Annotated in this window: 18 protein-coding genes and 1 pseudogene; 13 read left to right on the top strand and 6 right to left on the bottom strand. The window is 73.0% G+C overall.

The features are described 5' to 3' along the window. Positions 1-148: 148 nt before the first annotated feature. The gene (locus tag ACFV6I_RS24235) at positions 149-424 is read right to left on the bottom strand and encodes a DUF6343 family protein (protein WP_063350103.1); all 276 of its coding nucleotides are present in this window, start codon (positions 422-424) and stop codon (positions 149-151) included. A gap of 77 nt (positions 425-501) precedes the next feature. Here ACFV6I_RS24235 and ACFV6I_RS24230 point away from each other — a divergent pair, with 77 nt between their 5' ends. Continuing rightward, complete coding sequence (locus ACFV6I_RS24230; protein ID WP_063350104.1) at positions 502-702, top strand: I78 family peptidase inhibitor; 201 nt, start codon at positions 502-504, stop codon at positions 700-702. A gap of 73 nt (positions 703-775) precedes the next feature. On the opposite strand, the gene ACFV6I_RS24225 is transcribed toward ACFV6I_RS24230, so the two are convergent. Both ACFV6I_RS24225 and fabG read right to left on the bottom strand, forming a co-directional pair. Beyond that, positions 776-1,543 (bottom strand): phosphatase PAP2 family protein, encoded by a 768-nt coding sequence (locus ACFV6I_RS24225; protein ID WP_363377226.1) that lies wholly within the window; start codon positions 1,541-1,543, stop codon positions 776-778. 231 nt (positions 1,544-1,774) lie between these two features. Continuing rightward, entirely contained in the window at positions 1,775-2,542 is a 768-nt protein-coding gene (fabG, locus tag ACFV6I_RS24220) for a 3-oxoacyl-ACP reductase FabG (protein WP_063350105.1), read from the bottom strand. Between the two features lie 375 nt (positions 2,543-2,917). On the opposite strand from fabG, the gene ACFV6I_RS24215 reads away from it, so the two are divergent. Beyond that, on the top strand, positions 2,918-3,814 hold the full coding sequence (locus tag ACFV6I_RS24215; protein WP_244293510.1) for a MarR family winged helix-turn-helix transcriptional regulator: 897 nt from the start codon (positions 2,918-2,920) through the stop codon (positions 3,812-3,814). 257 nt (positions 3,815-4,071) lie between these two features. Here ACFV6I_RS24215 and ACFV6I_RS24210 read toward each other — a convergent pair whose 3' ends face one another. Beyond that, a complete protein-coding gene (locus ACFV6I_RS24210) occupies positions 4,072-4,935 on the bottom strand; it encodes an aldo/keto reductase (protein ID WP_380342285.1) in 864 nt (287 codons plus the stop codon). Between the two features lie 478 nt (positions 4,936-5,413). Here ACFV6I_RS24210 and ACFV6I_RS24205 point away from each other — a divergent pair, with 478 nt between their 5' ends. From ACFV6I_RS24205 to ACFV6I_RS24155, 11 genes are all read left to right on the top strand, one after another. Continuing rightward, positions 5,414-7,186, top strand: coding sequence for an ABC transporter transmembrane domain-containing protein (locus ACFV6I_RS24205; RefSeq protein WP_380342282.1), 1,773 nt, complete (start codon positions 5,414-5,416; stop codon positions 7,184-7,186). A 64-nt stretch (positions 7,187-7,250) separates the two neighbouring features. After that, the gene (locus tag ACFV6I_RS24200; protein WP_380342279.1) at positions 7,251-9,023 is read left to right on the top strand and encodes an ABC transporter ATP-binding protein; all 1,773 of its coding nucleotides are present in this window, start codon (positions 7,251-7,253) and stop codon (positions 9,021-9,023) included. Between the two features lie 149 nt (positions 9,024-9,172). Beyond that, positions 9,173-9,418: a LapA family protein gene (locus tag ACFV6I_RS24195; protein ID WP_363616943.1), complete on the top strand. Its 246-nt coding sequence runs from the start codon at positions 9,173-9,175 to the stop codon at positions 9,416-9,418. Between the two features lie 47 nt (positions 9,419-9,465). Next, positions 9,466-10,194: an amino acid ABC transporter ATP-binding protein gene (locus ACFV6I_RS24190; protein WP_063351563.1), complete on the top strand. Its 729-nt coding sequence runs from the start codon at positions 9,466-9,468 to the stop codon at positions 10,192-10,194. 9 nt (positions 10,195-10,203) lie between these two features. After that, positions 10,204-11,121 carry a glutamate ABC transporter substrate-binding protein gene (locus ACFV6I_RS24185; RefSeq protein ID WP_063350109.1) on the top strand — a complete coding sequence of 306 codons (918 nt, stop codon included), beginning with the start codon at positions 10,204-10,206 and terminating at the stop codon, positions 11,119-11,121. Between the two features lie 12 nt (positions 11,122-11,133). Next, complete coding sequence (locus ACFV6I_RS24180; RefSeq protein WP_063350110.1) at positions 11,134-11,778, top strand: amino acid ABC transporter permease; 645 nt, start codon at positions 11,134-11,136, stop codon at positions 11,776-11,778. Next, positions 11,775-12,644 (top strand): amino acid ABC transporter permease, encoded by an 870-nt coding sequence (locus ACFV6I_RS24175; RefSeq protein ID WP_063350111.1) that lies wholly within the window; start codon positions 11,775-11,777, stop codon positions 12,642-12,644. Before ACFV6I_RS24180 ends, ACFV6I_RS24175 begins: the two co-directional genes overlap by 4 nt. A gap of 108 nt (positions 12,645-12,752) precedes the next feature. Further along, entirely contained in the window at positions 12,753-13,667 is a 915-nt protein-coding gene (locus tag ACFV6I_RS24170) for a LysR family transcriptional regulator (protein WP_063350112.1), read from the top strand. Between the two features lie 124 nt (positions 13,668-13,791). Then, positions 13,792-14,373, top strand: a complete 582-nt coding sequence (locus ACFV6I_RS24165; RefSeq protein ID WP_380342271.1) for a cysteine dioxygenase — start codon at positions 13,792-13,794, stop codon at positions 14,371-14,373. 13 nt (positions 14,374-14,386) lie between these two features. Continuing rightward, the gene (locus tag ACFV6I_RS24160; RefSeq protein WP_380427560.1) at positions 14,387-15,478 is read left to right on the top strand and encodes a YeiH family protein; all 1,092 of its coding nucleotides are present in this window, start codon (positions 14,387-14,389) and stop codon (positions 15,476-15,478) included. A gap of 85 nt (positions 15,479-15,563) precedes the next feature. After that, positions 15,564-16,271, top strand: coding sequence for a spermidine synthase (locus ACFV6I_RS24155; protein ID WP_380427558.1), 708 nt, complete (start codon positions 15,564-15,566; stop codon positions 16,269-16,271). Positions 16,272-16,404: 133 nt separating this feature from the next. On the opposite strand, the gene ACFV6I_RS24150 is transcribed toward ACFV6I_RS24155, so the two are convergent. Both ACFV6I_RS24150 and ACFV6I_RS24145 read right to left on the bottom strand, forming a co-directional pair. Beyond that, positions 16,405-18,132, bottom strand: a complete 1,728-nt coding sequence (locus ACFV6I_RS24150; RefSeq protein ID WP_380427556.1) for a hypothetical protein — start codon at positions 18,130-18,132, stop codon at positions 16,405-16,407. Between the two features lie 129 nt (positions 18,133-18,261). Beyond that, positions 18,262-18,554: pseudogene (locus tag ACFV6I_RS24145) on the bottom strand (hypothetical protein); the annotation flags it as partial.

Below are 18,554 nucleotides of genomic sequence, written 5' to 3'. Positions count from 1 at the left end.
GGGGGGGGTGGCCTGCCTCCCGCGGGGGCGCCGTCCCTCGCGCGGTGGGGGGGGGGGTCGCGGGGGGGGCGGGGGGGGGTGGGCGGTGTTGTCGGGCGGGTGTGCCGCGCGGCGGCCCCCCCCCCCCCACTCCGTGGGAGACACCGTGTCAGAGCTCGGTCCGGCGGCGCCGGATGACCACGACGAGATCGACGGTGGCGAACAGGGTGAGCAGGCCGCAGGCGATGGCGAAGCCGGTGAGGGTCCCCTGGCTGGGGGCGCCGTTGGCGGGGGAGGCCGCCGCCCAGATCGCGAAGCCCGCCGTCGCGAGCGCGAACAGCGGCGTGAAGGTGAGCGACAGCAGGTAGCGGAGCTTGAGATCGCTGCGGGCGGTGGCCGGCTCGGTGCCGCTGCGCCACGGCCGTCGCGGAGTGGTGGTGCGCATGGCCGTTCACCTCCGGGCCGCGCGGGTGGGGGCTACGATTCCAGCGTACGTCCGTGGGGGAGAGCGGGGGAGACGTGATGACGGGGTCGGACGCGGCGGCGGACGCCGAGGGCTACGCGGGGCTGCGGATCGAACGGGCCCGGGAGCTGGCCCGGCGGCACGGCTGGGCCTCGGTCCGGGTGCTGGAGCCGGGGGCGATGATGACCATGGACCACCGTGAGGGCCGGCTCAACCTCGCGGTGCGCGACGGCGTGGTCGAGCGTAGCTGGGAGGGGTAGGGCCGCCCTCCCGGTGGTCGACCTTTCCGGCGGCCGGGGTGGCCGGTGGCCGCGGTGGTCGTGGCGTGCGGGCTCAGTGGCCCGGCCGACGGGCCAACCGCTGTTCGGCGGCGACGACCAGCGGCTCCAGCAGCGGCAGCGAGAGCAGTACCAGCAGTCCGGCGGCCCAGCCGGCCAGCACGTCGGTGACCCAGTGGGTGCCCAGGTAGAGCGTGGTCAGGCCGATCGAGCAGGCGGTGGCGGCGGCGATCACCGCGCCGGTGCGCCGCCAGCGGACCGCGAGGTAGGCGAGCACGCCCCAGGTGACGACCGCGTTGGCGGTGTGACCGGACGGGAAGATGGTGCCGCCGGAGAACAGTTCGGGCGAGCCGACGTACTGGGCGTAGTGCGGGCCGAGCCGGCCGGTGACGATCTTGACCGCGCCGACCGTGACGTTGAGCAGCAGCAGCGCGACGGCCATCACCAGCAGCGGGCGCAGCCGCCCCAGCCGGTGCGCGCGCCAGCCGAGCCAGACGAAGGCGGCGATGGCGGAGGGGCCGCGTTGCCCGGCGACCACCCAGGTGTCGAGCAGCGGTTCCAGGCTGGGCCAGCGTTCGTAGGGGCGGAACAGTCGGACCGACCAGTCGAGGTCGACCAGGGCGGTGTTGAGCAGGACACCGGCCAGGACCAGCAGGTAGGCGACGCAGGTCACGGCGAGCAGGGCGGCCTGTCGGCGGCCCATCGGCGGCCAGCCGGGCTCGCGGCGGTGGGCTCGTTCGGGGCTCGGGCGCTCGCGGTGGGTGGTGGTGAGCTGCTCCGGCCCCTGGTTCGGATAGGGCGCGGGGGTACTCGGGGCTTGCACGGGGGTGACCTTACCCATCCGGCCGGGGCTATTCCGGAGGGATTTGTCATTTTCCCGTGAAATCGACAATTGGCGGGGAGAGGTCCGCCCGGGGAGTGATTTCCGCGATTCTCGGATCGAATGCCAGTGTGGTGTTCGAATGATTCTGCAAAAGCCCCGGTAAAGAAAACGGAGTGGGCGGCCGGCGCGGCCGGCTTCCCACTCCGTGGTAACCCTGTGTAGGTTCCGTGCTCAGTCGAGGGGGCCGCCCGCGACGTAGATCACCTGCCCGGAGACGAAGCCGGCGCCCTCGCTCGCGAGGAAGGAGATGGTGTGGGCGACGTCCTCAGGCAGACCGACCCGCTGGACCGGGATCTGGGAGGCCGCAGCCCGCTTGAAGTCTTCGAAGTCCATGCCGACCCGGGCGGCGGTGGCCGCGGTCATGTCGGTGGCGATGAAGCCGGGGGCCACGGCGTTGGCGGTGATGCCGAACTTGCCCAGCTCAATGGCCAAAGTCTTGGTGAAGCCTTGCAGACCGGCCTTGGCGGCCGAGTAGTTGGCCTGGCCGCGGTTGCCCTGGGCGGACGAGGAGGACAGGTTGACGATGCGGCCGAAACCGGCGTCCACCATGTGCTTCTGCACCGCGCGGGTCATCAGGAAGGCCCCGCGCAGATGGACGTTCATGACCGTGTCCCAGTCGGACTCGGACATCTTGAAGAGCAGGTTGTCGCGGAGCACGCCCGCGTTGTTGACCAGCACGACGGGGGCGCCGAGCTCGGCGGCCACCCGGTCGACGGCGGCCTGCACCTGGTCGGCGTCCGAGACGTCGGCGCCCACGGCCAGGGCCCGGCCGCCGGCCGCGGTGATCCGGTCGACGGTGTCCTTCCCGGCGGTCTCGTCCAGGTCGAGGACGGCCACGGCGTAGCCGTCGGAGGCCAGTTGCACGGCGGTGGCGGCGCCCAGGCCGCGGGCGGCGCCGGTGACGACGGCGACCCGGGGGGCGGTGCTCTGCTCGGTCATGCTCGCTCTCGTCTCTCTCGGGGTGGTCTCCGCGGGGAGCGCCCCGGGGAGGGTGGCCACACCCTACCCGCGAGTAGGGAGGGCGAACAGGGTCGGAGAGTCGCGGGTGACGGTCGGTAAGGACCGACCGGTCGGCTTTCTACTGAGAACGGGTTACCGAGAGGGCGTGGCGGGCGCGTAAATATGCCAATGTTGCCGAACCTGCGTCTACTATCCGCCCCTGCCTGCCAGCAAGGGCCCGCCGTTTGTATAGTGTCCGCCAGCAGCCACCGGCTGCACGGCTGGAGCGCCCTCCCTCATAGCTGGACGCCCACTCGCCGTTACTGCCCCACCCGGGTGTCCCACACACACCGGGTGTGACATCGGGACGGATACATGGTGCTGGGGGAGATCCCGACGACCCGCGTGTCCGCGCGACTGCAACAGTCGCCCGGACACCTGATTCGCGTTGCACAGCAGGTTCACACCAGGCTGTGGTCCGAGCATGTCGGAGCCGATCTCACGGCTCCGCAGTTCGCCGTCCTGCTGGTCCTGGCCCTCGAACCGGGTGCCGACCAGCGGACGGTCGGCGAGCGAGCCTCGCTGGACAAGGCGACGATGGCGGAGATGGTCGCGCGGCTGGTCCGCCGCGGCTTGGTGCTGCGAAGGCGTGACCCGGCCGACGGCCGGCGAAAACTGCTCGCTCTCTCGCAGAGCGGTGCCCAGGCGGTGCGTGAGGCCACCGGCGGTGTGGTCCGCGTGCAGCGCACCCTGTTCGAGCCGCTGACGGCGGAGGAGCAGGTGGAGATCGTGCGGGTGATGGCCAAGATAGCCAGGCTGGAGCCCGCCGCGGTCGCCGTGTTCTCCGACACACGGCCGATACTGGACGCGCAGCGGGCGATCGGCTACCTGATCAGGGTGGGCCAGCAGGTGCACACCAAACTCTGGTCGGAGCACGTCGGTGCGGAGCTGACGGCTCCGCAGTACGCGGTGCTGGACGCGCTCGAACTGGAACCGGGCGCCGACCAGCGCACGGTCGGTGAGCTGGCCTCGCTGGACAAGGCGACGATGGCCGAGATGGTGAGCCGGCTGGTGCGCCGTGGTCTGGTGCAGCGCCGGCGCGACCCCTCGGACGGGCGCCGCAACCTGCTGTCGCTCTCGCCGGCGGGCCAGGACCTGCTGCACCGTTCGACGGCCGGCGTGGCCGAGGTCCAGCGGCTGTTGCTCGCCCCGCTGGACGAGAGTGAGCACGGGCCCGCGCTGGCGCTCCTCGGCAAGGCGGCGCGGCTCTAGAAGGATCCTTTGAGCGCCAGCCAAAACGATTCGCCAACGTACGGAAGGCCTGGTGTGCCGAAGGCTTGAGGCGTTGACGGCTCAAGGCGTTGATGACTCAAGCCGTTGACGGCTCAAGGTGCTGGTGGCCTGACGTGCCGGAGGCCGCTGCTCGTCGGCGCTGGTGGATCGCGGCACACCGAAGACCGCCCACCCCTGCAGGGGTGGGCGGTCGTTCGACATGACCGCTCGTCAGAGAAGTCGGACGGCGGGTGCCGTCAGTTCCAGTCGAACTCCTGCGGGTCCGGACCGATCCGCGTGCCGGTGGCGACACCGGCGATCGCGGCGAGGTCCTCGGCATCCAGCTCGAAGCCGGCGACGTCCAGGTTCTCCCGGATGCGGGCCGGGGTGACCGACTTCGGGATCGCGATCACGCCGCTCTGCAGGTGCCAGCGGAGCACCACCTGGGCGACCGTGCGGCCGTGCTTCTCGGCGATCTTCGCCAGCACCGGCTCGGCGAGCAGCTCCTTGCCCTGGCCCAGCGGGCTCCAGGCCTCGGTGGCGATGCCGTGCTGGGCGTGGAAGGCGCGCAGCTCGGTCTGCGGGAAGTACGGGTGCAGCTCGACCTGGTTCAGCACCGGGACGACCGAGGTCTCGTCGAGCAGTCGGGTGAGCTGCTCGGGCCCGAAGTTGGAGACGCCGACCGACTTGACCCGGCCGTCCGCCTTCAGCTGCTCGAAGGCCTTCCAGACGTTCAGGTAGCTGCCGTGCTTCGGGCGCGGCCAGTGGATCAGGTAGAGGTCGACGTAGTCGAGGCCGAGCTTGGCCAGCGACGCGTCGAACTCGCGCAGGACGGCGTCGCGGCCCTGCTCGCCGGACCAGTCGCGGGTGCCCGAGTTCCACAGCTTGGTGGTGATGTAGAGGTCCTCGCGGGCGACGCCGCCGGCCAGGGCCTCGGTGATCGCCTGGCCGGTGCCGGCCTCGTTCTCGTAGATGGCCGCGGTGTCGATGGAGCGGTAGCCCGCCTCGATCGCGGTGCGGACGGCGGTCGTGGCCTCGTCGTCCGGGACCTGCCACACGCCGAATCCGAGCTGCGGGATCTGCGCGCCGTCGTTCAGCGTGACGTTGGGGATGTTGCTCACGGGAAGGGGTGCCCTCCTGGTTGTCCGTCTGATTCCAGAAGGGGGCAACTGGGACCCGGGCGGGATTGTTCCCGCCGTTCGGGGGAATCTTGCGGGGCCGGAGGCCCGCTTCGGCGGGGATCCGGGGGCCGGGCGGCGAAAAAACCTGTTGCGCAGATCACATCGGGGTTGGCAGGCTCGTGGCCATGACCTCCTGAGATCCGGGCCCTTCGTGCCCTTCCCGCCCCCGTCCGGCCGTCCCGTCCGGCGGTCCCGTTCGGCGCCGCCCCGGACGCGCCGATGCCGCCGGGGCGAGGCGCCGCGCTGTCGCCCGCCGCCGCCCGTCTTCCGCTGTTCGCGCGAGTCGGGCCCGCCGTGCCGCGAGACCCGTGCCTCCGGCTCGTGACCTTCTCCCGGCGTGCCCGCTCACGCCTGCTCGCGCCCTCCAGCACCTCCAGGACCTCCAGCACCGTCCCGCACCCTCCTGTATCGGAGTGTCATGCTGCTCACCCCCCTGCCGTTGGCCGACCCCGGTAGTCCCGATCTCTCCTCGCCCCCGGCCTTCCTGCGCTGGCTCCAGCGCGGCCAGCGGCGCGGGCAGGTGCTCGCCACCTGCTGGGCGCTGTTGGAGATGGGCGGCCAGGCGGCGCTGCCGATAGCGCTCGGGTGGGGCGTGCAGGCCGCTGTCGACGGCGAGGCCGCCGGGATCTGGCGGGCCGGCGCCCTCGCGGTGGCGCTCGCCGTGCTGTCCGCGCTCGGTGCTGTGCTGCTGCACCGGCAGGCGATCTGGAACTGGATCCACGCGGCGTGCCACGTGAAGCAGTTGGTGGCCCGGCAGGCCTCTCACCTGGGCGCCGGGTTGTCCCGCCGGATCGCCACGGGAGAGGTCGTCGCGGTCGGCAGCGGGGACGTCGAGCGGATCGGCTGGTACGTCGAACTCGTCGCCCGGGTCCGGGCCGCGGTGATCGTCTGGCTGGCCGTCAGCTCGGCCGTGCTGGTCGTCGAACCGGTGCTCGGGGTCGGGGTGCTGCTCGGCGTCCCGGTGCTGGCGGCCGCCGTCTGGCCGCTGATCGGGCCGTTCGAGCGGCGGTACGAGCAGCAGCGCACGCTCGGCGGCAAGGCCACCGAGCTGGCCGCCGACACCGTGGCGGGGCTGCGGGTGCTGCGCGGCATCGGCGGCGAGGAACTGTTCCTCGACCGGTACCGGGCCGCCTCCCAGAAGGTCCGGGCCGCGGCCGTCCGATCGGCCCGGATCTGGTCGCTGATGCAGGCCCAACAGGTCCTGCTGCCAGGCCTGTTCGTGATCGGGGTGACGTGGTACGGCGCCCGGCAGGCGGCCGCGGGCGAGCTCGCCGTCGGCACCCTGATCGCCGTGTACGGCGCCACCGCCTTCCTCGCGGCGCCGCTGCGGATCCTCGGCGAGGCCGCGCACGCCTGGAGCGTCGCCCGGGTCTCCGCCGGGCGCGCCGTCCGGGTGCTCTCGCTCAGCCGCAGCAGCGGCGTGGCCGAGGCCTCGCTGAACAAGCCGGGGAACGCCGACCTGTTCGACCCGGCGACCGGGCTGACCGCGCGGGCCGGGGAGCTGACCGCGGTCGTCTGCGGGGACCCGGACTTCGCCGGGGCGCTCGCCGGGCGGCTCGGCGGGCACGTCCCGGCCGCCGAGGACGAGCCGGAGCAGCCCTCCGTCCGGCTCGGCGGGACGGAGCTGGACGCGGTGCCGCTGGCCGAGGCCAGGGCGGCGGTGCTGGTCCACGACAAGGAGCCGGTGCTGCTCTCCGGCACCCTGGCCGGGCTGTTCGACATCCCGTCCTCGGGGCGGGTCTCGGTGGCCGAGGCGCTGGCCGCCGCCCGGTCCGACGACGTACTGGAGGCCCTGGTGGACGGCTCGCCGGAGTGTGCGGGCGACGCGATGCTCGCCCGGATCACCGAGCGCGGGCGCTCGCTGTCCGGCGGGCAGCGCCAGCGGCTCGCCCTGGCCCGCGCGCTGCTGGCCGACCCGCCGGTCCTCGTCCTGGACGAGCCGACCAGCGCGGTGGACGCCCACACCGAGTCCAGGATCGCCACCGGACTGCGGGACACCCGGGCGGGGCACACCACCGTGCTCTTCGCGACCAGCCCGCTGCTGCTCGACCAGGCCGACCGGGTGGTGCTGCTGCGCGACGGCCGGGTGGCCGTGGCCGGGCGGCACCGCGACCTGATGCGGACCGAGCCGGCCTACCGGGCCGTGGTCACCCGCGAAGAGGAGCCGGCACCGGTGGGGGAGCCGGTATGAGCGGCCGCGTGGGCACCCGCGCCGTCCGCCCCGCCCGACCCGCCGCATACCTGAGGAGCACGTCATGAAGCCCCCCGTCCATGAGGAGCAGGGGCCGGCCACCACCCTGCCGGTCGGCTCACCGGCCGCCGTGCGCGCCTACCTGCGCCTGCTCGCCCGGCGCCACCGCCGAGGGTTCTCCGCGGTGGTGTCACTGCACTCGGTGGCCACCGTGGCCGGGCTGGTCGGCCCCTGGGTGCTCGGCAGCCTGGTCGAGTCGCTGGCCACCGGCACCGCCGAGGCCACCATCGCGGTCGCGGTCGGCTGGTACCTGCTGGCGCTGGTGGTGCAGTCCGCCTTCACCGGCTGGTCCCGGATGCGCGGTGCCGTCCTCGGCGAGCGGGTGCTGGCCGACCTGCGCGAGGACTTCCTGGTCCGCTCGGTCGCGCTGCCCACCGGTGTGCTGGAGCGGGCCGGCACCGGGGACCTGGTCTCCCGGGGCACCACGGACGTCGACCGGCTGGACAAGTCGGTGCGCGAGGCCGTGCCCGAACTCGCCGTCGCCATCGTGTCGTTGTTGCTGGTGATCGGCGCCCTGCTGGTCACCTCGCCGCTGCTCGCGCTCACCTCGCTGATCGGCCTGCCGCTGCTGCTGGCCAGCTCCCGCTGGTACTTCAAGCGCGCGCCGCAGTCCTACCGCAACGAGTCGGCCGGGTACGCCGCGGTGAACACCGTGCTGGCCGAGACGGTGGACGCCGGGCGGACGGTGGAGGCGCTGCGCCTGGGCGACCAGCGGATCGCCCTGACGGACCGCAAGCTGGGCGAGTGGCTCGCCTGGGAGCGCTACACCCTGTGGCTGCGCTCGGTCTGGTTCCCGACCATCGACGCGGTCTACTCCTCGGCGGTGCTGGCCACCCTGCTGCTCGGCGGGCTGTTCACCCTCAAGGGGTGGATCACCGTCGGCCAGTTGACCACAGGAGTGCTGTACGCGCAGATGCTGACCGGCCCGGTCGACCTGATCCTGCGCTGGTACGACGAGCTGCAGATCGGCCAGGCCTCACTGGCCCGGCTGGTCGGCGTCCGCGAGGTGCCGGAGCACGAGGGCGACGAGTCCAGCCACCCGGACGGCCGCCGGGTCGAGGCCCGGGACGTCCGGTTCGGCTACCGCGAGGGCGCCGACGTCCTGCACGGCATCAGCCTGGACGTCGCGCCGGGCAGCCGGGTCGCGCTGGTCGGGCCGTCCGGGGCGGGCAAGTCCACGCTGGGGCGGTTGCTGGCCGGGATCTACGCCCCCGGGCGCGGCAGCGTGACGCTCGGCGGGGCGGCGCTGGCGCGGATGCCGGCCGAGCGGGTGCGGGCGGAGGTCGCCCTGGTGAACCAGGAGCACCACGTCTTCGTCGGCACCCTGCGGGACAACCTGCGGCTGGCCGCGCCCGGGGCCGAGGACACCGAACTGCGCTCCGCGCTGGACGCGGTGGAAGCCGGCGGCTGGGTGGACGCGCTGCCGCACGGCCTCGACACCGAGGTCGGCTCCGGCGGTACCGCGCTGACCCCGCCGCAGGCCCAGCAGCTGGCGCTGGCCCGGCTGGTGCTGGCCGATCCGCACACCCTGGTGCTGGACGAGGCCACCTCGCTGCTGGACCCGCGCGCCGCCCGGCACCTGGAGCGCTCGCTCGCCCGGGTGCTGGAGGGCCGCACGGTGATCGCCATCGCCCACCGGCTGCACACCGCGCACGACGCGGACGTGATCGCGGTGGTCGAGGGCGGCCGGATCAGCGAGTACGGCAGCCACCCGGAGCTGGTCGCGGCCGGCGGCCCGTACGCGGCGCTCTGGCGCTCCTGGCGGGACGAGCGGTAGCGGGCCGGCGCCGTCGAACCCGTACGGCGCCGTTGACCCGTACGGCATTTCAAACCCGCACGGGGCCTGATTGCCCCGTGCGGGTTACTCCCTCGCCCATCAGGGCGTGTAACCGGGCAAATCGGATCCCCGGCCCGCAGACTGCTCCGGTGACCAAGATTTCGGACGGCTCGTCCGGCTCCAAACGCAGCGAGATCGCTGGGATCCCCACCCGGTACATCGGGATCGGCGTCATCGTCGTCCTCGCCGTGTGGTTCCTGTTCGCGAACCTCGACAAGGTGAAGATCCAGTTCTGGGTGTTCACCGTCACCGCGCCGCTCTGGATCGCACTGCTCGCCACGCTGCTCGCCGGCGGCGCGCTGGGCTGGCTGCTGAAGGGGCGTCGCGGCCGGTGACCAGCGCTCCCGGGCCGGCCCAGGCGGGGCCGTCGGCCTTCACGCCGCTGATCGAGGTGCGCGGCGTCAACAAGCACTTCGGGGACCTGCACGTCCTCCAGGACATCGAGCTGACCGTGGGCCGCGGCGAGGTCGTCGTGGTCATCGGACCGTCCGGCTCCGGCAAGTCGACGCTCTGCCGGGCGATCAACCGCCTGGAGCCGATCGAGGACGGCACCATCCTGATCGACGGCGAGCCGCTGCCCGAGGAGGGCAAGGGGCTGGCCCGGCTGCGCGCCGAGGTCGGCATGGTGTTCCAGTCCTTCAACCTGTTCGCGCACAAGACCGTGCTGCAGAACGTCTCGCTCGCGCAGATCAAGGTCCGCGGCCGGCCCCGGGCGGAGGCGGACGCCAAGTCCCGCGCCCTGCTGGAGCGGGTCGGGCTGGAGGCGCACGCCGACAAGTACCCGGCCCAGCTCTCCGGCGGCCAGCAGCAGCGGGTGGCGATCGCCCGGGCGCTGGCGATGGACCCGAAGGCGCTGCTGTTCGACGAGCCGACCTCGGCGCTCGACCCCGAGATGATCAACGAGGTGCTGGACGTCATGCGCCAGCTCGCCCACGAGGGCATGACGATGGTCGTGGTCACCCACGAGATGGGCTTTGCCCGGGCCTCCGCCAACCGGGTGGTCTTCATGGCCGACGGCCGGATCGTCGAGGACCGCGCCCCGGAGGACTTCTTCAACGCTCCGGAGAGCGAGCGCGCCCGGGACTTCCTGTCCAAGATCCTGAAGCACTGAGGCGGCGCCGTGACGAGGAAGACCACCGCCGCCCGGGGCCGGACGGCGCTCGCCGCCGTCCTGCTGCTCGCCGTGCTGGCCGCCGGCTGCGGCAAGCCCGGCACCCCGCCGCCCAAGGGCCCGCAGGCGAGTGCGCTGCCCAGCTACCAGGTGCGCGACGCCGCCTCCATCACCGGCTCGCCGACCCTGGACGCCGCCCGGAGCCGGGGCCACCTGGTGGTCGGCGCCAAGGAGGACCAGCCGTACCTGGGCGAGAAGAACCCGGCCACCGGCGTGTACTCCGGCTTCGACATCGAGATCGCCAAGATGGTCGGCGCCTACCTGGGCTTTCCGCCGGACCGGATCGAGTTCAAGACCATCGCCTCGGCCAACCGCGAGACCGCGCTGCAGAACGGCCAGGTGGACTTCTACGTCGGCACCTACACCATCAACGACAACCGGAAGAAGCTGGTCGGCTTCGCCGGACCGTACTTCATCGCCGGGCAGTCGCTGCTGGTGCGCAGGAACGACAACACCATCCACGGCCCGCAGGACCTGGACGGCAAGAAGGTCTGCTCGGCGGCCGGCTCGACCCCGTACCAGCGCATCCAGTCGCAGTTCCCGAAGGCGAAGCTGATCGGCTACGACACCTACTCGGCCTGCGTGGACAACCTGATCACCGGCCAGGTCGACGCCGTCACCACGGACAACGCGATCCTGCTGGGCTACGCGGCCAAGGCGCCGGACGAGCTCAAGGTGGTCGGCCCGCTGTTCTCCCAGGAGCCGTACGGGATCGGCACCCCGAAGAACGACACCGTGCTGCGCCTGGCCCTGGACGACGCGCTGGCGCAGAACGAGCAGAACGGCGACTGGAAGAAGGCCTACGACGCGACCCTGGGCCTGTCCGGGGAGCCGGCGCCCACACCGCCGCCGATCGACCGGTACTGAGAGGGCCGCGCCGTGAAAACGCTGACCGACAACTGGTCGACCTACTGGGAGGGCTTCCTCGGCACGCTCTCGCTGTTCGCGGTGAGCGCCGTGCTGTCGCTGGTGCTGGGAGTGATGATCGCGGGCTTCCGGGTCTCGCCGGTCCGGCCGCTGCGGGTGTTCGGGACGGCGTGGGTGACGCTGCTGCGCAACACGCCGCTGACCCTGCTGTTCTTCATCGTGGTGCTGGGCCTGCCGCGCTTCAACATCACGCTGCCGTTCTTCGTCTTCGCGGTGGCCGCGCTCGGCTGCTACACCTCGGCCTTCGTCTGCGAGGCGATGCGCTCGGGCATCAACACCGTGCCGGTGGGGCAGGGGGAGGCGGCGCGCAGCCTGGGCATGAGCTTCGGGCAGACGATGAGTGTGGTGGTCATGCCGCAGGCGTACCGGTCGGTGGTCGCGCCGATCGGCAGTGTGATGATCGCGCTGGCGAAGAACACGGCGATCGCCGGCTCGTTCAGCGTCACCGAACTGCTCGGCACCTACCGGACGATCAACGAGCTGGGCTACAGCATCATCTGGACCTTCGTCTGGATCGCCGTCGGCTACCTGATCATCACCCTGGCCGTCAGCGCCGTCTTCAACCTGCTGGAACGACGAGTGGCGGTGTCGCGATGACCGTTGGATCCTCGGCGCTGTACGACATCCCCGGTCCGAAGGCGCTCGCCCGCCACCGGCTGTACGGCGGGATCGCGCTGCTGCTGATCGCGGCGCTGATCGGCTGGATCGTCTACATGCTCTTCCACACCCACCAGTTCACGTACCAGAAGTGGATGCCCTTCGAGTACCGGGGCGTCCAGGACCTGCTGCTGAGCGGGCTCGGCAACACCCTCAAGGCCTTCGGCTGGACGGTGCTGTTCGCGCTGCCCTTCGGCGCGCTGTTCGCGGCGGGGCGACTGTCCGACCACAAGGTGGTGCGGGTGCTCTCCACGGTGGTGGTGGAGTTCTTCCGGGCCATGCCGCTGCTGGTGATGATCTTCTTCGTCTTCGTCGCGCTCAAGGTGCAGCCGCTGTGGGCGCTGGTGGCCGGGCTGGTGCTGTACAACGGCTCGGTGCTGGCCGAGGTCTTCCGGGCCGGCGTGCTCGCGGTGCCCAAGGGGCAGCGCGAGGCGGCCTACGCGCTCGGCCTGCGCAAGACTCAGGTGATGACGTACGTGCTGGTGCCGCAGGCCAACCGGGCCATGCTGCCGGCCATCATCAGCCAGCTGGTGGTCGCGCTCAAGGACACCTCGCTGGGCTTCCTGATCACCTACGAGGAGTTCCTGCATGCGGGCAAGCTGATCGCCACCAACCTCGACTACGACCTGCCGTTCATCCCCGTGGTGATCGTGATCGCGCCGATCTACATCGGCATGTGCCTGCTGCTCTCCTGGCTCGCCCGCTGGGTCGAGCGCCGCAGCCGGCGCAGCCCGAGCATGCGGGGCGGGGCGCCGGTGGTCAAGGCCGGGGTGGCGATGGGGCTGCCGCCGTCCGCGCAGCAGTGAGAAGGCTGGTTCGATCCTGAACCATAGGTGCGGGTGGGGATAGAGCGGGCACCTCCAATTTCCTCTTATGATTGCGGAGGCTCGACGACGACGACCGGGGGAGGGGCCATGGAGCCGGTATTCGACTCACGGCACATCAGGACGTTCCACGAGGTCGTCAGAGCAGGCTCCTACTCGGCCGCCGCCCGCGAGCTCGGCTACACCCAGCCCGCCATCACCCAGCAGATGAAGGCGCTCGAACGCACCGTCGGCGTCGCGCTGTTCACCCGGGCCGGGCGCGGACTGCGGCTCACCGAGGCGGGCGAGGCGCTGTCCCGGCACGCCGAACTGATCCTCGGCAGCCTCTCCGCCGCCCAGCAGCAGCTCGCCGCGCTCGCCCGGTTGCGGGCCGGGCGGGTGCGGGTCTGCGCCTTCCCCAGCGCCAACGCCACTCTGATACCCGAGGCGATGGCCCGGCTGCTCGCCGAACACCCCGGTGTGCGGGTCGAGCTGCTGGAGGCCGAACCGCCGGACTCCGTCCAGCGACTGCTGCGCGGGGAGTGCGACATCGCGCTGGCCTTCCGCTACCCCGGCGGCGCGACCGAGGTGCCCGACGGGCTGGACGAGATCCCGCTGATGGAGGACCTGCTCACCGTACTGCTGCCGGTCGGACACCCGCTCGGCCGTCGGCACGCCGTTCGGCTCGTCGACCTCGACGGCGAGCGCTGGATCGCCGGGTGCCCGCGCTGCCGGGCCAACCTGCTGAACGTCTGCGCGGAGGAGGGCTTCGCGCCGGACATCGTGTTCTCCACGGACGACAACCTCGCGGTCCAGAGCCTGGTCGCCGCCGGGGTCGGGATCGCGCTGATGCCCGCGCTGGTGCTCTCCTTCATGTGCCACCGCAAGGTCACCGGGCGGGCCGTCGAACCGCACCTGCGTCGGCAGGTGAGCGCGTACGTGCTGCGCGAGCACCGGCGGATACCGGCCACCGGGCTGGTGCTGGACCATCTGCGGCGGGCGGCGGCCAGTCGGATCGGGTGCTGACCGGATCGGGTGCTGAGTCGTGGCTCCGGTGGGTGCTCGCCGGGGCGATTCATAAGCTGAAGTTGGGGGGAAGCTTAAGAACCATCGTTGGACGTGATGGGTCGGTGCAGCCGAACCTGCTGGCATGACACCCCCAGCCACGGTCGGCAGCGACCGGCTCACCGAGCGGATGACCGCCCTGATCGGCGAGATCCGTGCCGTCGTGGACCGCGGACTGCCCCCGGAACTCACCGCCTACCTGGTCGGCGAACGCCTCGCCCCGCACCTGCACGCCGACCCCGACGGGCCCGACGCGCTGCTCACCCCCGCCCAGCGCGAGGGCGACCCGAAGCGCTACCGCCAGCACGTTCTGCACGCCGAGGAGGACGGCGGCTTCTCCGTCGTCGCCCTGGTCTGGCTGCCCGGCCAGCAGACCCCGATCCACGACCACGTCTCGTGGTGCGTGGCCGGCGTCCACCAGGGCCAGGAGAGCGAGACCCGCTACCGGCTGGTCTCCGACGGCCGCACCGCCCACCTCGTCGAGACCGAGCACGTCGCCGGCCCGGCCGGCACCGTCGCGGCCTTCGCCCCGCCCGGTGACATCCACCTGGTACGCAACGCCTGCAACAGCACCGCCATCTCCATCCACGTGTACGGCGCGGACGTCTCGCGGCTCGGCACCAGCATCCGGCGCGTCTACCGGCTGCCCGCCGACCAGCAGCAGTGAGGGCGGCGTGGCACTGACCCTCCGGGAGCGCGCCACGCGCACCCGCTCACTGCCCCCGCTCGGCGGGGACGCCCCCGGCCTGCTGCTTGCGGCGGCCGGGGTGGCCGCCGCGATCGCCGTCCACGCGGCCGTGCCCGCCGTGCCCAAGCTCACCGCCGCCGTCGTGCTCGGCATGGCGGCGGCCCACCTGCCCGGGCTGCGCCCGGTGGTGCGCGGGGTGGCCCGGCCAGGGCTGTCCATGGCCGGCAAGCGGCTGATGCGGCTCGGGATCGTCCTGCTCGGGCTCAAGCTCAGCCTGGACGACGTGCTCGGCCTCGGCTGGGCCACCGTCGCCATGGTGCTCGCGGTGGTCGCGGCCACCTTCACCGGCACGCTCTGGCTCGGCCGACGGCTCGGCTTGCCGGGCGACCAGCCGCTGCTGGTCGCCACCGGGTACTCCATCTGCGGCGCCTCGGCGATCGGCGCGGTCAGCCAGGCGGCCGGCAGCGAGGAGGAGGACGTCGCCGCCTCGGTGGCCCTGGTCACCCTGTGTGGGACGCTGGCCATCGCCGTGCTGCCGCTGCTCCAGCAGCCGTTCGGGCTGGGCGACGTGGAGTTCGGGCGGTGGGTCGGCGCGAGCGTGCACGACGTCGGGCAGGTGGTCGCCACCGCGCAGACCGGCGGGGCGGGCGCGCTGCGGGAGGCCGTCCTGGTCAAGCTGATGCGGGTGGTGCTGCTGGCACCGCTGGTCGCCGGGATGGCCATCGCGGTGCGGCGCCGGGCGCGACGGGGCGGGGCGGCCGTCGTCGGGGCGGGCCAGGAGTCGGGGGAAGACCCTGCGAAGAACCCGGTCAAGACCGGCAGCCGCCCGCCGATCGTCCCGCTGTTCGTGGCGGGGTTCCTCGCGATGATCGTGCTGCGGACCACCGGGGTGCTTCCGGAGCGGGCGCTCACCCTCGCCGGGGACGCCCAGGAACTGCTGCTGGCCGCCGCGCTGTTCGGTCTCGGCAGCGCCGTGCACCTGCCGACCATGGTCCGCACCGGCGGGCGGCTCGCCCTGCTCGGGCTCGGCTCCTGGGTGGTCGTCGCGGGCGTCTCCTACGCCGGGGTGCTGGTCACGACGTGACGGGCGCAGGGGCGGACTCGGCTATTGTCGGGCGGGTACTCGTCCGCCGGGACGCTCCTGCACCCGAGTCCGCTGAGGAAGCCGCATGTCCACCGCACTGCCCGAACGGGACGCTCACGAGGCCGTCGTCACGCTCGACCGGCGGGACGGCCCGTTCGGCGAGGTGGTACTGCGCCGGCGCGGTCGGCACTTCGAGATCATCGCCAACGGCTGCTTCCTGATGGACACCGCCGACGGCCGCTCCGAACGCCTGCTGATCCAGGTGGCGTTGGACGAACTGGACCGCACCGGCGCCCCCGCAGAGCCCTCGGTGCTGATCGGAGGCCTCGGCGTCGGCTTCTCGCTGGCGTACGCGGCGGCCGAGCCGCGCTGGGGGCGGATCGCCATCGTCGAGCGCGAGACCGCCATCATCGACTGGCACCGGAACGGGCCGCTCGGCGCCTTCTCCGGCGGCGCGCTGGAGGACCAGCGGGTCCAGGTCCTCCACACCGACCTGCTGGAGTACCTGGCGGCGGCCGACGGCGAGCGCTACGACGCGCTGTGCCTCGACATCGACAACGGCCCGGACTGGACCGTCACCGACTCCAACGCCGGGCTGTACGGCGCCGACGGGCTCGCGGTGCTCTGGTACCGGCTGCAGCCGGGCGGGGTGCTGGCGGTGTGGAGCGCCCAGCCCTCCGCTGACTTCGAGGAGGCGCTGCGGGCGGTGGGCTTCTCCGACGTCGTCACGCACGAGATCCCGGTCAGCCGCGGCGTGCCGGACGTGGTCCACCTGGCCCGGCGCGCGGGCTGACGGCGCAGGGCCTCGCCAACCCTCCTGCCGCGTCCGGGCGTTGTCCGTGGCAGCGGCCAACTGTCGGCTCTCGGCGTCGCGTTGTCGCGGCCCCCTGGGGTTGGATCCGGTCGGATGGGGCCGTTGCCGGGGCTCAGCCGAACGGCCTGGTCTCCGGGCCCGAAGCCTCCGCCGCGTCGGTCTCCGTCGCTTCATCCGGGGTGGACGGGAGGCTTTCCGGGGCGAAGGGGTTGAAGTCCGGCGGGGGCACCATGACGGGCGTGCCCTTGCGCGGGGCGTCCTGCGCGGGAACGGCCGGCGGCGCGGAAGGCGGCGGCGGGACGGCCGGGCCCTGCGCCGCGAGCGTGGTGCCGAACGGGTCCGACTGGTCGGCCGTCACCGTGCCGAACGGGTCGGTGGTCGGGGCGGCCGCTGCCGGGGACGTGTCCGGGGTGGGCGGGAGGCTTTCCGGGGCGAAGGGGTTGAAGTCCGGCGGGGGCACCATGACCGGCGTGCCCTTCCGCCTGGCTGGCGCCGCCTGCGGCTCGGCGTCGGCCGGGGAGGCCTCCGCGACGGGCGCGAACGGGTTGAAGTCCTCGGGCGGGAGCTGCACCGGCGTGCCGCGCAGGTCAGCCGGCACCTCCTCCGCCTCTTCCGGCTCCTTCTCGACGGGAACGGGAGCGGGAGCGGCAGCAGGTGTGGCGGGCACGGGCGCGGCGCCGGCCACCTCCCCGTCCCAGCCGAACTGAACGCTCTTCAGCAGCTCCGCGAACGCCCGCGTGTACAGGTCCCAGTCCTCCGGCTGCGCCGTGGACAGCTGGACGCAGAGCACGGTGCCGCCGTCCGGCAGCGGGACGAAGGCCTCGACCGCCGAGGTGACCACCCAGCGCCGCTGCCCGTCGGCGGACAGCGGCCCCGGCACCGGGACGGTCCGTCCCTCGACCAGGACGGCGGCCGGCCCGGCCGGCAGCAGGACCGTCCACACCTCGGCGTGCCGCCGGACGGTGGCGAGTTCGGTGGCGAGCGCGGTGATCGGCAGCGGGTGCCGGGCGAGCGAGACGACGAGGGCGGCGTCGGAGGCCCGGCCGTCCACGTCCAGCGCGCAGACGCCCGCGTAGACCGTGCCGGCGTCGTGGACCAGGTCGGCGAGGGTGGCGGCGATGACCGCGAAGTCGCGGCGCCGCTCCGGACCGTCACCGCTGAACAGCTCCTCGGCGACCTCGGCCAGATGCCCGGTCAGTTCCTCGGCGGCCGCGGCGGTGGCCGGGGCGACGTCGCCCGCCCCGCCCGCCGGCGCGGGCACCGTACGGGAGCAGACCCCGGCCGGACCACCGGGGGAGGTCAGCGGGTGGAAGCCGGGCGGGACCACCAGCCGGACCTCGGCACCCGCGCCGGTGGCCAGTTCGACCGGCTGGCGGGTCTGCTGCCCGGCGGCCAGCGCGGCCAGTGCCGGGGCGAACGGCGGGCGCAGTTTGGGGTCGGCGAACTCGCCGGTGACCGGCAGGTGGAACAGCGCGGCCGAGGTGGTGCCCCGGTCGGCGATCGCACCGCGCACCGCCCCGCCGCCGTAGCGGGTGTGGAGGGCGGCGGTCACCCGGTCGGCGACCCGGGCGCCGCTACCGGGGCGGGCCGTGCCGGCGGTGAGCACCGTGCCGAGCCGGTCCACGGCCGCGTGCACCGGGCCGTTCGGGGCCAGCGGGAGGCCGAACAGTGCCTCGGCGGCGGGGTGTTCGGCCGGGCGCAGGGTGCTGAGCGAGGCCGCCGGATGGCGGGAGGTGCGCTCGTCGAAGAGGGCGTCGGTGAGCGTGCCGAGGGTCGCGCAGACCTGCTCCGCCGCTGCGAAGGGATTGGCCTCCGCGCTGAACTGGACGTCCTGGGTCAACTGTTGAGCCCCCCGCTCTGCTGCGTCTGCGGTCCGCTGGTTCGGGTGGGTCCGCGCGCGCCGTGGCGGCGTGCCGTCGGATCCGTGCTCATTCCTATCAGAGCCCGCTGTCGGGACCGAACCGGCGGATCACCCGATGGGAGCCGCGGCCGTTTCGCCCGTGGCCTGCGGGGACGTTTCGCCGGACGGTGCGGTGGCGAGCGCGGTGACCGCCTCGGCGATCCCGGGGACGGCGAACAGCCCGGCGAGCTCCCGCACCAGGCGCCCGGTCGGGCCGTCAGGACGCTCGTCCGCGAAGAACGAGGCGAGTTCGGCGGCGAGCGCCGGCTCCCGGGCGGCGGTGTGGGGGTGGGGGGCGCCGCACTCCTTCACCACGTGCCGCTGCAGGTCCTCCCACCGCCCCCAGCGTTCGGCCAGCCACA

It is taken from the genome of Kitasatospora sp. NPDC059803 (assembly GCF_042732255.1).
GTDB lineage: Bacteria > Actinomycetota > Actinomycetes > Streptomycetales > Streptomycetaceae > Kitasatospora.
Note: the sequence above shows the minus strand (reverse complement) of the source record. Positions and strands in the feature narration are given on the sequence as shown.

What these genes read in the sequence shown, in the direction of transcription:
- ACFV6I_RS24235 (WP_063350103.1), bottom strand. Translation starts at nt 424, where the DNA reads ATGCGCACCACCACTCCGCGACGGCCGTGGCGCAGCGGCACCGAGCCG.
- ACFV6I_RS24170 (WP_063350112.1), top strand. Translation starts at nt 12,753, where the DNA reads ATGGAGCCGGTATTCGACTCACGGCACATCAGGACGTTCCACGAGGTC.
- ACFV6I_RS24230 (WP_063350104.1), top strand. Translation starts at nt 502, where the DNA reads ATGACGGGGTCGGACGCGGCGGCGGACGCCGAGGGCTACGCGGGGCTG.
- ACFV6I_RS24215 (WP_244293510.1), top strand. Translation starts at nt 2,918, where the DNA reads ATGGTGCTGGGGGAGATCCCGACGACCCGCGTGTCCGCGCGACTGCAA.
- ACFV6I_RS24205 (WP_380342282.1), top strand. Translation starts at nt 5,414, where the DNA reads ATGCTGCTCACCCCCCTGCCGTTGGCCGACCCCGGTAGTCCCGATCTC.
- ACFV6I_RS24175 (WP_063350111.1), top strand. Translation starts at nt 11,775, where the DNA reads ATGACCGTTGGATCCTCGGCGCTGTACGACATCCCCGGTCCGAAGGCG.
- ACFV6I_RS24155 (WP_380427558.1), top strand. Translation starts at nt 15,564, where the DNA reads ATGTCCACCGCACTGCCCGAACGGGACGCTCACGAGGCCGTCGTCACG.
- ACFV6I_RS24165 (WP_380342271.1), top strand. Translation starts at nt 13,792, where the DNA reads ATGACACCCCCAGCCACGGTCGGCAGCGACCGGCTCACCGAGCGGATG.
- fabG (WP_063350105.1), bottom strand. Translation starts at nt 2,542, where the DNA reads ATGACCGAGCAGAGCACCGCCCCCCGGGTCGCCGTCGTCACCGGCGCC.
- ACFV6I_RS24200 (WP_380342279.1), top strand. Translation starts at nt 7,251, where the DNA reads ATGAAGCCCCCCGTCCATGAGGAGCAGGGGCCGGCCACCACCCTGCCG.